The 14514-nt window shown below is 69.3% G+C and carries 16 protein-coding genes; 8 read left to right on the plus strand and 8 right to left on the minus strand.

What is annotated here, in order from left to right:
• Positions 1–16: 16 nt before the first annotated feature.
• The 4 genes from JKJ07_RS35790 to JKJ07_RS35805 are packed head-to-tail and all read right to left on the minus strand — an operon-like array spanning position 17 to position 4337.
• A complete protein-coding gene (locus JKJ07_RS35790; protein ID WP_202996405.1) occupies positions 17–1012 on the minus strand; it encodes a D-ribose ABC transporter substrate-binding protein in 996 nt (331 codons plus the stop codon).
• 34 nt (positions 1013–1046) lie between these two features.
• Complete coding sequence (locus JKJ07_RS35795) at positions 1047–2129, minus strand: ABC transporter permease (RefSeq protein WP_202996406.1); 1083 nt, start codon at positions 2127–2129, stop codon at positions 1047–1049.
• Positions 2130–2166: 37 nt separating this feature from the next.
• Positions 2167–3681, minus strand: a complete 1515-nt coding sequence (locus JKJ07_RS35800; RefSeq protein ID WP_202996407.1) for a sugar ABC transporter ATP-binding protein — start codon at positions 3679–3681, stop codon at positions 2167–2169.
• Entirely contained in the window at positions 3681–4337 is a 657-nt protein-coding gene (locus tag JKJ07_RS35805; protein ID WP_202996408.1) for a DUF2291 family protein, read from the minus strand. The genes JKJ07_RS35800 and JKJ07_RS35805 overlap by 1 nt, the downstream gene beginning before the upstream one ends.
• A 221-nt stretch (positions 4338–4558) precedes the next feature.
• On the opposite strand from JKJ07_RS35805, the gene JKJ07_RS35810 reads away from it, so the two are divergent.
• The 3 genes from JKJ07_RS35810 to JKJ07_RS35820 are packed head-to-tail and all read left to right on the plus strand — an operon-like array spanning position 4559 to position 7812.
• Positions 4559–6013, plus strand: coding sequence for a DUF1593 domain-containing protein (locus tag JKJ07_RS35810; protein WP_202996409.1), 1455 nt, complete (start codon positions 4559–4561; stop codon positions 6011–6013).
• A gap of 28 nt (positions 6014–6041) precedes the next feature.
• A complete protein-coding gene (locus JKJ07_RS35815; protein ID WP_307834580.1) occupies positions 6042–7040 on the plus strand; it encodes a sugar-binding transcriptional regulator in 999 nt (332 codons plus the stop codon).
• Entirely contained in the window at positions 7033–7812 is a 780-nt protein-coding gene (locus JKJ07_RS35820; protein ID WP_202996410.1) for a phosphotransferase, read from the plus strand. The genes JKJ07_RS35815 and JKJ07_RS35820 overlap by 8 nt, the downstream gene beginning before the upstream one ends.
• A gap of 6 nt (positions 7813–7818) precedes the next feature.
• On the opposite strand, the gene JKJ07_RS35825 is transcribed toward JKJ07_RS35820, so the two are convergent.
• Entirely contained in the window at positions 7819–8607 is a 789-nt protein-coding gene (locus JKJ07_RS35825) for an SDR family NAD(P)-dependent oxidoreductase (RefSeq protein ID WP_202996411.1), read from the minus strand.
• 108 nt (positions 8608–8715) lie between these two features.
• Here JKJ07_RS35825 and JKJ07_RS35830 point away from each other — a divergent pair, with 108 nt between their 5' ends.
• Positions 8716–9258, plus strand: coding sequence for a TetR/AcrR family transcriptional regulator (locus JKJ07_RS35830; protein WP_202996412.1), 543 nt, complete (start codon positions 8716–8718; stop codon positions 9256–9258).
• Here JKJ07_RS35830 and JKJ07_RS35835 read toward each other — a convergent pair.
• Positions 9238–9744 carry a GNAT family N-acetyltransferase gene (locus JKJ07_RS35835; protein ID WP_202996413.1) on the minus strand — a complete coding sequence of 169 codons (507 nt, stop codon included), beginning with the start codon at positions 9742–9744 and terminating at the stop codon, positions 9238–9240. The two genes, JKJ07_RS35830 and JKJ07_RS35835, sit on opposite strands and share 21 nt — an antisense overlap.
• Between JKJ07_RS35835 and JKJ07_RS35840 the strand changes: the two genes are divergently transcribed.
• Together JKJ07_RS35840 and JKJ07_RS35845 are read left to right on the plus strand one after the other, a co-directional pair.
• Positions 9743–9901, plus strand: coding sequence for a hypothetical protein (locus JKJ07_RS35840; RefSeq protein WP_202996414.1), 159 nt, complete (start codon positions 9743–9745; stop codon positions 9899–9901). The genes JKJ07_RS35835 and JKJ07_RS35840 overlap by 2 nt on opposite strands.
• A 259-nt stretch (positions 9902–10160) precedes the next feature.
• Entirely contained in the window at positions 10161–11711 is a 1551-nt protein-coding gene (locus JKJ07_RS35845; protein WP_202996415.1) for a pectate lyase family protein, read from the plus strand.
• A 236-nt stretch (positions 11712–11947) separates the two neighbouring features.
• Here JKJ07_RS35845 and JKJ07_RS35850 read toward each other — a convergent pair whose 3' ends face one another.
• Positions 11948–12427, minus strand: a complete 480-nt coding sequence (locus JKJ07_RS35850) for an ankyrin repeat domain-containing protein (RefSeq protein ID WP_202996416.1) — start codon at positions 12425–12427, stop codon at positions 11948–11950.
• Between the two features lie 47 nt (positions 12428–12474).
• Between JKJ07_RS35850 and JKJ07_RS35855 the strand changes: the two genes are divergently transcribed.
• Positions 12475–12654 (plus strand): hypothetical protein, encoded by a 180-nt coding sequence (locus JKJ07_RS35855; protein ID WP_202996417.1) that lies wholly within the window; start codon positions 12475–12477, stop codon positions 12652–12654.
• A gap of 16 nt (positions 12655–12670) precedes the next feature.
• Here JKJ07_RS35855 and JKJ07_RS35860 read toward each other — a convergent pair whose 3' ends face one another.
• Complete coding sequence (locus JKJ07_RS35860; RefSeq protein WP_307834581.1) at positions 12671–13843, minus strand: spore photoproduct lyase family protein; 1173 nt, start codon at positions 13841–13843, stop codon at positions 12671–12673.
• A 43-nt stretch (positions 13844–13886) separates the two neighbouring features.
• Here JKJ07_RS35860 and JKJ07_RS35865 point away from each other — a divergent pair, with 43 nt between their 5' ends.
• Positions 13887–14366, plus strand: coding sequence for a glutathione peroxidase (locus JKJ07_RS35865; protein WP_202996419.1), 480 nt, complete (start codon positions 13887–13889; stop codon positions 14364–14366).
• Positions 14367–14514: the final 148 nt, after the last annotated feature.

A 14514-nucleotide genomic window follows, 5' to 3' on the forward strand; every position in this document is an offset into this window, starting at 1 on the left:
CCGCCCGGGTAGCGGGTCAGGAGCCTTCGACGGCGAAGTTCTTGACCGAGTCGGCGTTGTCGGGGTTGACGAGCACGCAGTCGATCGACTGCTTCTCGGGCTGGTCGGTCTTGCCGCCGGCCTTGATGTAGGCGTCGGCCTGGTCGACGGCCATCTCCGCGATCTTGCTGGCGGGCTGGAGCACGGTCGCCTTGATCGCCTTCTTCTGGATCGAGGAGACGACGTCGGGGCTGCCGTCGAAGCCGACGACCACGATGTCCTTCTTCGCGGCCTGCACCGCGGCCCAGGCGCCCAGGGCCATCGTGTCGTTGCCGGCGATGATCCCCTTGATGTTCGGGTGCGCCTGCAGGATCGTCTGGGTCTTCTGCAGCGCCTCGGCCTGGTCCCAGTTGGCGCTCTGCTGCGCGACCATCTTGAGATCCGGGTACTGGTCGAGGATGCCGTGGTAGCCCTTGGAGCGGACGCCCGCGTTGGTGTCGGTCGGCTTGCCGGTCAGCTCGGCGTACTCGCCCTTGTTGCCCATCAGCTTGGCGAACTCCTGGCCGCCGAGGCCCGCGCCCTGGGCGTTGTTGGAGACGATCTGGGCCACCGCGACGCCTGTCTTGTTGATCTCACGGTCGATCAGGAACGTCGGGATGTTGGCGTCCTTGGCCCGCTGGATGGCGGTCACCGAGGCGTCCGCGCCCGCGTTGTCCAGGATGATCGCGGCGGCCTTGCGGCTGATCGCCGTGTCGAACTGCTGGCTCTGCTTGGTCGGGTCGTCGTCGTGGCTGAGCACCAGCGTCTCGTAGCCCAGCTTCTTGGCCTGGGCGGCCGCCGCGTCCTGCTCGGCCTTGAAGAACACGTTGTCGGGCGACGGCGTGATGATCACGACCAGCTTCGAGGCGGCCGGGGCCGCGCTCTCGCCGCTGCCGGACGAGCCTTCGTCGTCACCGCCACCACAGGCGGCCAGGGCCAGGACGGAGGCGGCGCCGACGGCGAGGAGGGCTCTGCGGGAGGGGAGATATTTCATGGTGTGTCCCTTCAAAGCTGAGGAGCGGGGGCGATCAGGCGGTGCGTTTGGTGAGGTTGGACTGCAGGCGCTGCTGTGCCTGCTCGGTGATGACGGCGAAGACGATGACGGCGCCCTTGACCACGGACTGCCAGAAGGTGGAGACGCCGACGAGGACGAGCCCGTCGCTGAGGAAGCCGATGACGAAGGCGCCCATCACGGTGCCGATGATCGTGCCGCGCCCGCCGGCCAGCGCGGTTCCGCCCAGCACGGCGGCGGCGATCGCGTTGAGCTCGTACGTGGTGGCGGTGTCCGGATAGGCGGCGCCCAGCTCGGAGGTCAGCAGCAGGCCGGCCAGCGCGGCGCAGGCGCCCGAGATGACGTACACGGCGATCTTGATGCGGTTGACCCGGATGCCGGAGAGCACCGCCGCCCGCTCGTTGCCGCCGACAGCGAAGATGCGCTTGCCGAACGGGGTCTTGGTGGTCACGATGATCGCCGCCGCCGCGACCACGACCATGATCCAGACGGCGACCGGGATGCCGAGGATGCTGTCGACGCCGATGAACCCGAAGCCGGTGTTGCCGCGGGCCTCGGTGCCGGCCAGGTCGGGGTAGGTGCCGCCGTCGCTGTGCAGCTGGGCCGCGCCGCGGGCCACATAGAGCATGCCGAGCGTGGCGATGAACGGCGCCACCTTGAACCGGGTGATCAGCACGCCGTTGACCGCGCCGACGAGCGCGCCGACGACGATGCCGATCAGGATGACCACGGCCACCGAGAAGAAGACCGTGCCGCCGGGCATGTCGAAGCCCTTGAACAGCAGGCCGCCCGCGACCATGCTGGCCAGCCCGGCGATCGAGCCCACCGACAGGTCGATGCCGCCGGTCAGGATCACGAAGGTGACGCCGATGGCCAGGATCGCGTTGATGGCCACGTGCTTGGTCATCAGGATCAGGTTGCTCTGCGTCAGGTACTCCGACGAGATCGAGCTGAAGATGATGATCAGCAGCACGAGCACGACCAGCGTGCGACCGCGCAGCAGCAGCAGGGCGGCCCGGGCCAGCGCGGTGTTCTTGGGCTCGTCCGGCTGAGGCGCCGCCGCGGCCTTCTTCGGAGGAGCCACGTGGGTGTCGGTCATTTTCTCCCAGCCCTCCAGGACGCAGCCATACATGCCTTCATTTCGCGGCCTCCAGGACGCTCTCGGATGCTGAGGCGCTGACGAGGGCCTCTTCGGTGACGTTCTCGGCGGTGAACTCGGCGGTGACGCGGCCGCGGGCCATCACGAGCACCCGGTCGGCCATGGCCATCACCTCGGCCAGCTCGGACGAGATGAACAGGACGCCGAAACCCTGGGCGGCCAGGTCGGCCATCAGCGAGGCGATCTGCGACTTGGCGCCGACGTCGATGCCGCGGGTGGGCTCGTCGAGCAGCAGCACGACCGGGTCGGTCAGCAGGGCCCGCGCCAGCACGACCTTCTGCTGGTTGCCGCCGCTGAGCGCGGTGACGAGCGCGCCCAGCCCGGGGATCTTGATGGCCAGCTCGCCGACCTTGTCCTTGGCCGTGCGCTGCTCGGCGCCGCCGTTGAGCAGCCCGCCGCGAGTCATCCGGGCGAGGGTCGCGAGCAGGATGTTCTCCCGTACGGACATGGTCTGCACGAGGCCGTCGCGCTGCCGGTCCTCCGGCACCAGGGCCAGGCCGGCCGCCATCCGGGCCTGCACCGTGCCCTTCGGCTCCGGCTTTCCTTTGATCGCGACCTCGCCCGCGCTCGCCTTGCGCATGCCCATCAGCGTCTCGACCAGCTCGGTGCGGCCAGCGCCCATCAGGCCGTAGATGCCGACCACCTCGCCCGCGCGCACGGTGAGCGAGACGTCGTCGACCTTGACGGTGCCGGGGACGGTCAGACCCCGTACGTCCAACAGCACGTCGCCGACCGGGGAGCTGTTCCGCACGTACAGGGAATCGGGGTCGCGGCCGACCATCTGGCGCACGATCCAGCCGGTGTCGGTGCGGCTCATCGACTCGTGGGCGACGAGGCTGCCGTCGCGGAAGACCGTCACCCAGTCGCCGATGCGGCGGAACTCGTCGAGCTTGTGCGAGATGTAGATGACCGTGACGTCGTCCCGGCGCAGGTCGCCCATGACGTCGAAGAGCACGTCGACCTCGTGGTTGGAGAGCGCCGACGTCGGCTCATCCATGATCAGGACCCGTACGTCGGTGAGGAGCACGCGGCCGATCTCGACGAGCTGCTGCTGGCCGATGGGCAGGTCGCCGACGAGGGTGCCGGGGTCGAGCCGGTCCTGACCGAGTCGCTGGAGCACCTCGCGGGCTTGGCGGCGCTGACCGGCGGCGTCCACGAACCGGCTGCCCTTGCGCAGCTCGCGACCGGCGAACAGGTTCTCCGCGATCGTCATGTTCGGGAAGAGGCTGAGTTCCTGGTGGATGATCCCGATCCCCCGGGCCTGCGCGTCGCGGGGACTGCCGAGCTGCACGGGCTCGCCCTCGAGCAGGATCTCGCCGCTGGTCGGCTGCTCGCTGCCGGACAGGATCTTCATGAGCGTCGACTTGCCGGCGCCGTTCTCGCCGACGAGGACGTTGACCTTGCCCCGGTACGCGGTGAAGGTGACGTCCTTCAGAGCCCGTACGCCGCCGTAGTTCTTGCTGATGTTCCTGGCTTCGAGGATCTCCGGCATCACTGCACCGCCAGTTCGGTCGGCACGAGGAAGATCGTGCCGGGCGCGAGCGACGAGAACGCGCCGTAGAAGCCGACCTTCTTGCCCTTGAGCGCGTCCCGGTCGACCTTGGCGACGACCTCGGTCTTGACCTTGTCGTTGATCTGGTTGGCGACCTCGGCGTAGTCGATCTGGTTGACGAAGTCGCCGAACGCGATGCCGACCGCGTCACGGATGGCGGTGCCGGCGATGACCGGGCCGGTGGCGATCGTGACCTTGAGCGGCGCGCCGCCCGCCTGCGGGACCTCGACGGTGACCGGGCCGGTGGGCACGGAGGTGTCGACCTCGGTGACCGTGCCCTCGCCCTTGACCATGAACGCGTACGGGCTGCCGGTGCCGGCCTGTTTGCCCAGCTCCTGGCCTGCCTTGTCGGGGTCCGCCTTGATCGCGGCGGCGACCTCGGTGACGTCCTTGGCGTTGTCGTGGACGGTCGGGACGATCTTCTGCGCCCAGTTGTCGTTGACGTAGGTCGCCGGGTCGGTGGCCTTCGACTCCGCGGCGGCCTGGCCGTCCTTCTCGTAGACGTAGACGCCCGGCACCTTGGAGCAGGCCGTCACCGCCGAGGCGAGCGCCAGCGCCGTCGCCGCCGCGAGCAATCGGCGTGTGATCACCGTCATGTTGAATATCCATTCATAGGCGATTGGGCATGCCCACACTGTGAATGCTGGATGTCGGTGTTGTCAACGGGTCGTTCCGGTGTTGCTTCAGAGCGCGTTTTTCGCCAGCCATCGACGTTCTTGACGGCCTCCGGCTCGCCCGCTTACGGTGCGTGGGCGGTACCGATGCAGAGCTGAATTTTCATTCACCGCTTCACATGCGTTCTCGGGAAGGACTCCCCATGCGCAGATCTGGCCGCCGCCTGGCCGCCGCCGCCCTGGCCCTGACGCTGCCCCTGGCGTTCAGCGCACCCGCCCAGGCCCACGATCGCGGCGCGGACCAGCCGCGGATCATCGTCACGCAGGACGGCGAGGTGGACGACATGGACTCGTTCATCAGGTTCCTGTACTACGCCAACGAGTTCGACATCGCGGGCATCGTCTATTCGAGCTCGCGCTACCACTGGGCCGGCAACGGCGCCGACGTCGCGCCCTACCGCTGGACCGGCACCGCGTGGGTCAACGAATACATCGACCGCTACGCGAAGCTCTACCCGAACCTGCGCAAGCACGCCGCCGGCTACCCCACCCCGGCCGAGCTGCGCTCGCTCTACAAGATCGGCAACGTCTCGAACGTCAGCGAGATGACCCAGGTGACCGAGGGCTCCGAGTGGATCAAGAAGACGATCCTCGACGGCAAGCCGGGCCCGCTCTACGTGCAGGCGTGGGGCGGCCTCAACACGACCGCGCGGGCGCTCAAGTCGATTCAGGACCAATACTCCGGTACGCGGAACTGGCCCGCGCTGCAACGGAAGATCAGCCAGAAGGTCGTCATCTACAACATCCTCAACCAGGATGCGACGCTCGCCGACTACATCAAGCCGAACTGGCCCGACATCAAGATCATCGACAACCAGAGCCAGTTCTGGAGCTTCGCCTACCTGTGGACGCGCCAGGTGCCGGCCGCGTACCAGCCGACTTTGAAAGCCCCGTACATGGAAACGAACTTCCTGAACGGGCACGGCGCGCTGCTCGAGCGATATCGCACCTACCGGGACGGCAAGCCCACGCCCGGCGACGACGAGAACAACCGGTGGCGGCCGGATCAGAACCTCACGTACGACGTGCACGACTTCATCAGCGAGGGCGACTCCCCCGCGTACATGTATCTCTTTGACTTCAACGGATTGCGGTCGTCGGAGAACCCCACGTACGGGGGCTGGGGCGGACGGTTCGCGCCCAACGCGTCGGGCTGGATCGACACAACCGACGTCAACACGTTCACCGGGGCCGCCGACCGGGCCTTCCCGCAGACACGCTGGGTGGCCGACCTGCAGAACGACTTCGCGGCGCGGGCGGACTGGGGTGTGACACCGCGCTATCGCGACGCCAACCACAACCCGCGGGCCACCGTACGGGAAGGTCTTGATCTTTCTTTGAAGCCAGGTCGATCGGTCACGCTGCACGGACGTGGAAGCGACCCCGACGGCGACGCTGTGAGTTACCGCTGGTGGCAGTACACGGACGCCGGGACGTACGGGGGAACTCTTGGTCTTTCCACCGCCGGGCCGAACGTCTCGCTGACCGTGCCCGCCGACGCCACCGCCGGGCAGACCATTCACCTGATCTTCGAGGTGACCGATGGCGGAACGCCGGCCCTGAAGCACTACCAACGGGTGATACTCACCGTGCGCTAGTGAATGGATATTCTCCTAAGCTGCGACGGTGTTCGGGGAGGGGCTGGGAGTGGCCGAGCGTTACGCGGTGGACGAGGTCGCCACCGACCAGATCCGCCTGCTGACCAAGGTGGCGCGCATGTATCACGAGCGGGGCATGCGCCAGCCGCAGATCGCCAAGCAGCTGCACATCTCCCAGCCTCGCGTCTCCCGGCTGCTCAAGCGCGCGGTCGACCTGGGCATCGTGCGCACGACCGTGATCGCCCCGCGCGGGGTCTACGCGGAGCTCGAGGAGCAGATCGAGCAGGCGTACGGGCTGACCGAGGTGATCGTGGCCGACACCGACGACCACGCCGACGAGGGTCACGTGATGCGCGCCCTCGGCTCGGCGGCGGCCGTCTATCTGGAGACGACACTGATGGGCGGCGAGCGGATCGGGGTGTCCTCGTGGAGCTCGACGATCCTGGCCACCGTCGAGGCCATGCACCCCCGCCCCACCCCCGTCGCCGACCAGGTCGTGCAGATGCTGGGCGGCGTGGGCAACGTGACGGCGCAGACCCAGGCGACCCGGATCACGGGCCGCCTGGCCGCGCTGACCGGTGCCCAGGCCGTCTATCTGCCCGCGCCCGGCTTGCTGGCGTCGGGCGACATGCGGCAGATGTTCGTGACCGATCCCAACATCGAGCCGGTGCTGCGCGCCTGCGACGACCTGACGATGGCGCTGGTCGGCGTGGGCAGCATCGAGCCGTCGCCGCTGCTGCGCGAGAGCGGCAACGCGTTCGCCGAGAGCGAGCTGCCGGGGCTGCGCTCGGCGGGGGCGGTGGGGGACGTGTGCATGCGCTTCTTCGACGCGTCGGGCGTGCACATCGAGTCGGCCTTCGACGAGCGGGTGCTGGGTATTGATCCGGCCACGCTGATGCGGGTGCCCCGGCGGGTCGCGGTGGCCGGCGGCCTGCGCAAGAGCAACGCCATCCGGGCCGCCGTGCGTGGGGGCTGGGTCAACGTGCTGATCACGGATCTGCAGGTGGCCCGGAGCCTCCTTGACTGAGCCTCCGGGCCACGACGAACAGCCGATCGCCGGTGGCACGGTGACGCCGATCGTTCGCATCGGTGACACCGTCCGGCGGGCCACCGGCAGCCGGAACGCGCGCGTGCACGAGTTGCTGCTGCACTTGGAGGCGGCGGGTTTCGAGGGCGCGCCCCGGTTCCGCGGCCTCGACGACCGGGGACGCGAGGTGCTCACCTTCATCGAGGGCGAGGTCACCACGTACGCGCCCCCGACCGGCATGGCCTCCGACGGGGCCCTGACGGCAGCGGCCGTGCTGTTGCGCCGCCTCCACGATGCGACGCTCCCGTTCGCGGCCACGCGTCAGGACGGCTGGCGCGTCGAGGCCGGCGCTCCCCGCGGCGGCCCGGTGATCTGTCACAACGACGTCGGCCCCTACAACACGATCTACCGCGGCGGCCGGCCGGTGGCGTTCATCGACTGGGACTCCGCCGCGCCCGGGCCCCGCGAGTGGGACGTCGCGTACGCGCTCTGGCGCTTCGTCCCGCTCTACGACGACGAGACGTGCGCACGTCTCGGCTGGCCCGTCGTCCCGCGGGGGCCGCGTATCGCCCGGTTCCTCGACGCGTACGGGCTGACGGAACGCGAGCACGTCCTGGCTACGGTGCGACGCCGCCAGGAATCGACCCGTACGGCGATCGAGACCGACCCGTCCTTGGCGGAGTTGCGGCGGGAGGGCCGGGCAGTGGAGATCGGCCGGGACATCGCGTACGGGGCCGACCGGCGCTCGGAATGGGAGCGTTTTCTCGGGTGACCGGCGTCAGGCGACTTTGAGTGAGCCGGCGTCGACGGACCAGTTCGCGCCGATCGCGCTCGGCATCGTGGGCGAGGCGAGGAGCAGCACGGCACGGGCGATCTCGGCCGGGTCGATCAGGGTGCCGGTCAGCATGCCGATCTGCGCGGGCACAGCGGCCAGGAACGTCTCGCGGTCGACGCCCATGGCCTGCGCGACCTTGGCCGGGTAGCTGTCGGCCGCCTCCATCAGGCTCGTGCGGGTTCCTGACGGCGTCACGACATTGACCCGTACGCCCTGGGCCGCGACCTTCTCGGCGAGCCCGCGCGAGAACGCGTTGAGGGCGGCCTTGGCCGTCGCGTACGGCAGCGGGGCCGCACCCGGCTTGCGGGAGCTGTCAGAACTGATGTTGACGACCGCCCCGCGCGCGGCGATCAGGGCGGGCAACGCGGCGCGGGTGGTGCCCACGGCCGCGTTCAGGTTGAGTGCGAACGTGTCGGCCCAGACGTCCTCCGCGCCCTCGAGCGGGTCGGCGAGCGCGCCGTCGGGGATCGAGCCGCCCCCGGCGTTGTTGACCAGCACGTCGAGGCGCGGATCGGCGGCCAGCACCGACTCGATCAGGCGGCGCGGGCCGTCCGGGGCCGCGAGGTCGGCGGCCACGAAGGTCGCTCCGGTGGCTTCGAGCTCCGGCGTGCTGCGGCGGGAGGCGGCGACGACCTCGGCGCCCTCCTCACGGAAGGCCCGGACGATCGCGAGGCCGATGCCCCGGCTGGCCCCGGTGACCAGGACGCGTTTGCCGGCAAGGTGCAGATCCATGGCGGAATCTCCGTTCGTTCGACTCCGTCCACTGGACCACGGTTGTCTAGGATGAGTCAATAACTGAGTCAGCTCTGTCTCATTTCCGGGCTGGGTAGGGTGATGACCATGAGGGCCGACGCGGAACGCAGCACGATGCGCATCCTCGAGGCGGCCGAGACCGTTCTGGCGGCCGACCCGAACGCCCCCATGGAACGCATCGCCGATGCCGCCGGCCTGGCCCGGGCCACCGTCCACCGCCGCTTCCCCACCCGCAAGGTGCTGCTCGAGGCGCTGGTCGAGCAGGTCAACGAGCGCTACCTGCTGGCGCTCCAGCGGGCCCGGGTCGACGCCGCGCCCCCGGCGGTCGCCCTGCACCGCCTGACCGAGTCCCTGTTCGAGCTGAAGGTCAGCCACCGTTTCGGCATCCAGCTGACGGGCGACGTGCTGAGCCCCGCGGTCATCGAGCGGCTCGACCTGGTCTTCACCCGCTTGCATGCGGCGGGCGAGATCACCGCCGTACGCCCCCAGTGGTGCCGCCAGGTCTTCCGCGCCCTGGTCCACGAGGTCGACGAATTGCCGCCCGACGCTCCCGAACTGGGCCCGGCCGACAGCCCCGGCGCCCGCGCCGACTTGCTCGTGAGGACCCTGTTAGGGGCCCTGAACGCCTGACCCGCTCCACCGCAGCTCGACCTCGTCGCCGGCTTCGTTCTCCCCTACCGGTACGCAGCCCAGCCGCTCGTACAGCTGCCGGGCGCGCGGGTTGTCCTTCTCGACGCCGATGAGCAGGGGCACGCTCTCGCGGCGGGCTCGGCTCTGCAGCTGCCGGACGATCGCCGTGCCGATGCCGCGGCCCTGCGCCGATGGCAGCAGCTGGATGCCGGCCAGCCGGAGGAAGCCGTCGCCGCGCACCACCCGCAGCCGGCCGATGGCCTCTCCGCCCTCGACGATGACGGAGACGTCGGCGAGGGTCTGGCGGCTCCAATCGGCGAAACCGGTGCGCCACTCCTGCTCGTCGGCCGGGGTCATCGCGGGCCAGCGGCCCTGATGCTTGGTGGCCGCCATGACGATCTCGGCCAGCGTGACGGCGTCGTCCAAGGTGGCCGGTCGCAAGCTGAACATGGCGTCCATCTCACCACTGACCCATACTGCTGCCATGCTCTACATCCTCTTGATCTGTGCTGTGGTTGTGGGCCTGGCCGTGTTCGTCGGAAACCGGCTGGACCGTCGCCGGCCGCAGTCACGCGACGAGCAGGATGGCGACTTCAGCTCGGGCACCGACGCGAGCAAGTGGGCCGACGGCAGCTTCGAGTAACCCGCACCGACTCTGGTCGCACCACCGCGGGCGACCGATGGGAGCGCTCCCCCTCCGATCTGGGCCCCGGCACGTCGGTGTAATGCAAACCACTGCAAACGGTTGCGCCGACTATTGACTTGTTTCTATTCTCGCTGAGGTAAGCGCTTTCCTCCGACGAATCGCCGAGTCGGCGTGGGTGGCCGGCCCGCGGCACGAGCGGGTCCGAGACAACGGTTCGTAGTGGCGGCGCCCTGCTTGCGAAGGAGCGAGAACAGCCATGAAACGTACAGCGAAACGCGCACTTGTGGCGCTGACGACGGGTGCCGTGGGTGCGGCCATCGTCGCCGTGCTACCCCTGCCTCAGGCGAGCGCGGCCGCGGTGGGCTCCGCGACCGGCTACGCGTCGAGCAACGGCGGCACGACCGGCGGCAACGGCGGCTCGACCGTACGTGCCACCACCGGGACCCAGATCCACCAGGCCCTCTGCAGCCGGGCCAGCAGCAGCACCCCGATCACGATCGAGGTCTCCGGCACGATCAACCACGGCAACACGACCAAGGTCTCCGGCAGCAGCTGCAACACGGCCGCCGACAAGATCGAGCTGAAGGAGATCAGCAACGTCACGATCATCGGGGTCGGCAGCGGCGCCGTCTTCGACCAGCTGGGCATCCACATCCGGGACTCCAGCAACATCATCATCCAGAACGTGACCGTGCGGAACGTCAAGAAGTCGGGCTCGCCCACCTCGAACGGCGGCGACGCGATCGGCATGGAGAGCACGGTCCGCAACGTCTGGGTCGACCACGTCACGCTGGAGGCGTCGGGCGGCGAGTCCGAGGGCTACGACGGGTTGTTCGACATGAAGGACAACACGCAGTACGTCACCCTGTCGTACAGCATCCTGCGCAACTCGGGCCGCGGCGGGCTGATCGGCTCGAGCGAGAGCGACACGTCGAACGGCTTCGTCACGTTCCACCACAACTACTACTCGAACATCGATTCCCGTACGCCGTTGCTGCGCGGCGGCATCGCGCACATCTACAACAACTACTACTACAGCCTGAACGAATCGGGCATCAACTCGCGGGCCGGCGCCCGGGCCAAGGTCGAGAACAACTACTTCCAGAACTCGAAGGACGTCCTCGGCACGTTCTACACCGACGCCGCCGGGACCTGGCAGACCGCGGGCAACATCCTCGACAACGTGACCTGGTCGGCCACGAGCAGCGACCACAAGCCGGCCGGCCCGAGCATGGCCTCCACGACGACGGTGAGCGTGCCGTACTCGTACCGGCTGGACGGCGCCTCGTGCACCCCGGACGTCGTGCGCTCGACCGCGGGCGCCAACACCGGCATCCGTACGTCGACCGGCAGCTGCTCCACCACGGGCCCGTCGCCGACCACGCCGGCCCCGACCACTCCCGGCCCGACCACGCCGGCCCCCACCACCCCGCCGCCGACCCAGCCGAGCGGCACGAACCTGAGCCTGAGCGGCGGCGCCGACGGGTCGAGCAAGGCCAGCGGCACCAGCTACGGCAACGTCAAGGACGGCAGCCTGAGCACGTACTGGTCGCCCAGCGGCACGACGGGCAGCATCTCGATCAAGTGGAGCGCGGCCACGACGGTCGGGCGCATCAACATCCGCGAGGTGTCGTCGGCGGTCACCGCCTACCGGGTGATCAACGCTGACACCGGTGCGGTGCTCAAGACCGGGTCCGGCGCGGGCGTGATCAGCTTTACGCCTACGTCGCTCAAGAAGGTCACCTTCGAGATCACCGGTGCGAGCTCGGCGCCGCGGATCGCGGAGTTCGAGACCTACGCGAGCTGAGGCAACGGGGCCCCTCCGAGCTGACCGGCTCCGGAGGGGCCTCGCTCTCAGGCACACTCGAACCCGCTCCGGACCAGCCCGTCAAGATCCCCCGCGAACAGGGCCCACCCCAACCGGGGGCCACCGCCCAAATCCCATTCTTGCGGAGGAGGGCGATCTTGGGGTGGGGGGCTGTGGACAACCCGGCAATGTGGATAACTCAACGATCTTCGGGGCGGGGGTCTACGGTGGGTCGGTCAGCGGCGCGCGACCGCTGCACGCAACAACTCCAAAGCGTTCAGATGCCCACCGATGCCGGCCCACACCACGGCGTTGCGGCCGTGGCCGCCGTCCTCGCGCCGGACGGGGTCGGCCCCGGCCGCCAGCAAGATCCGGACCACCTCGGCGTGGCCCCAGCACGCGGCCGCGCACAAAGGCAGCCCCTCGGAGCCGGAGCCGCTCTCGAGATTCGGGTCCGCCCCCGCCGCCACTAATGCCCGTACGTTGTCCGCCCTGTCCTGCACACTCGCCTGATACAGCGGCGTGGTGCCCTCGGCGTCCGGCGCGTTCGGGTCCGCGCCGGCGAGCAGGAGCGCCTCCACCTGGCGGGGCTCGCCCCAACCAGCCGCCTCCACGAGCCCGCGCTGCAGCTTCTTGCGCCGACGCCGCTTCACCGCGACCACGCCCGGCCCCACCCGATCATGCGGCCGATCCTGCCACTGACGGGCAACGCGCATAGGCATGCTCTGGGCGGGTATGCCGAGAATGACCTTAGGAGGCTGACATGACTGTTCGGGAACCGAACGCACAGCCCGAGTTCGAGCACCCGATCGATCTGACCGATCTGCCCGACCGGGGCGAGCGGCCCCAACCCGCCCGCGTCCCGGAGCACCACCCGGACGACTCGGGGCTGCCGGGCGACGTGCCCGGGCCGAACAGCCCCGACACCCCGCGCCGCGAGTGAGCGGAGCGGGACGGGCTCAGGTCCAGTAGAGGATCCGGCAGGCGGGGAGCCGCGCGGCGATCGACGACTCGAACCATCCGCGCAGCTCGGCCATCACGTCCGGCGGGTAGACGTATTTGACCGCGCCGAACTTGCCGTGTTTGCGGCTGCGTGACTCCTCATCCATCTCCAACCGGGTGCGCGGATACCAGCCGAGCAGCACCTCCTTGCTGCCCGGGGTGAACCGGTGCGTGATGAGTTCGGCGGTCAGGTCCAGATCCGGCACGCCGTCGACCGCGGACGCCACGGCGTCCAGCAGCTCGCCGTAATGGTCCCGCCAGTCGTCCACCGGCATGATCGGCGCGATCGTCAGGCCCACGGGATAGCCGTCGAGCGCCAGCGTGCGCAGCGCCGCGAGCCGCTCCGCCAGCGGCGACGTCCCGCCCTCCATGCGCGTGGTGACGGGCAGGCAGTTCACCGACAACCGGACCCGCGTACGCCCGTGGTGCGCGAGCCCGGCGAAGGCGTCCACGTCCCCGAACTTGGTCGTCCAGCGCAACTGCACCGGCGCGTCCCAGGCCCCGAAGTGCTCGACCGCGCGGCGCCAGCTGCCGGTCAGGTGGTCCAGCGCGAGCGGGTCGGTGTAGCAGGACGCCTCAAAGGTGGTGCCCTCGTCGCGGCGGGCGGCCCGGCGGCTGGTGACCGTGCCCTGCCCCACGTAGTCGGCGAGCCCGTCGAGGATCTCGTCCAGGTCGGCGTAGACGCGGGTCACCGGCGGCCCCGACAGCGAGCCGGCCAGGTAGCAGTACTGGCAGTGGGCGGGGCAGCCCTCGGCCAGGTCGACGCGCCAGTCCGCGCTCGGGGCGATCGGCTGCAGCTTCCGGCGCGAGGGCGGGCTGACCACGATGGCCAGGGTCGACTTGGCCCGGGCGTACGTCTGCCGGTCGTTCTCACCCCGGACGCCCGTGAGCCGGGCCGACTTGAGCCGCTCGACCTCGATGCCCAGTGAGGCGAGCCGCGCCATGATGCGAAGTCCGTGCGGATGGTCGTACGCGGGCGGGGTGGCCACTACGCGCTGCGGAGTCCAGCGGCGCACGGGCCGGGCGGGTGGCGCGACGCCGCTCAGGTCGTGCGTCCACACCTGCTCACCGCTGGCGCTGTGCGGCGCTTCGATCTCGTCGAGGGCCAGGGGGAGGTTCAGGTCGGTCACCCTCGGCAGGTACCCCGGCCAGGCCGGATGTACCGTTCTGCCCATGACGGCGATTCAAGAGATTCCGCTGAAGACCATCACCGGCGAGGACGCGACGCTCGGCGACTACGCGGGGCAGGTGCTGCTGGTGGTGAACGTGGCCTCCAAGTGCGGTCTCACCCCGCAGTACGAGGGCCTGGAGAAGTTGCACGAGCAGCTCAGCGAGCAGGGCTTCGCGGTGCTGGGCTTCCCGGCCAACGACTTCGCGGGGCAGGAGCCCGGCACGGACGAGGAGATCGCCGAGTTCTGCCGCAGCACGTATTCGGTCCAGTTCCCGATGTTCTCGAAGATCTCGGTGCTCGGCGCCGACCGTCACCCGCTCTACGACGAGCTGGCCGGCGACCAGGACGTCCAGTGGAATTTCGAGAAGTTCCTGATCTCCCGTACGGGTGAGGTGGCGGCACGGTTCTCGCCGCGCGTCACGCCCGACGACGCCGAGCTGACCGCCGCGATCGACCGCGAGCTGGCCGCCCCGCGCCCGTAAAGCCCAAGCCACCCGCAGGCCGCTGTCGTCGGACGGCGGCCTGCGGCATGTCCACCCATTGACAAGCGTGAAATCCATAGTTAACTTCTGTGAACGTTAACAGTGTGACCCGGGCTCCACGAAACTTCGCTTTTGAGCGAAAGGCGCA

This window comes from Paractinoplanes lichenicola, from assembly GCF_016785085.1.
GTDB classification, from domain to species: domain Bacteria; phylum Actinomycetota; class Actinomycetes; order Mycobacteriales; family Micromonosporaceae; genus Actinoplanes; species Actinoplanes lichenicola.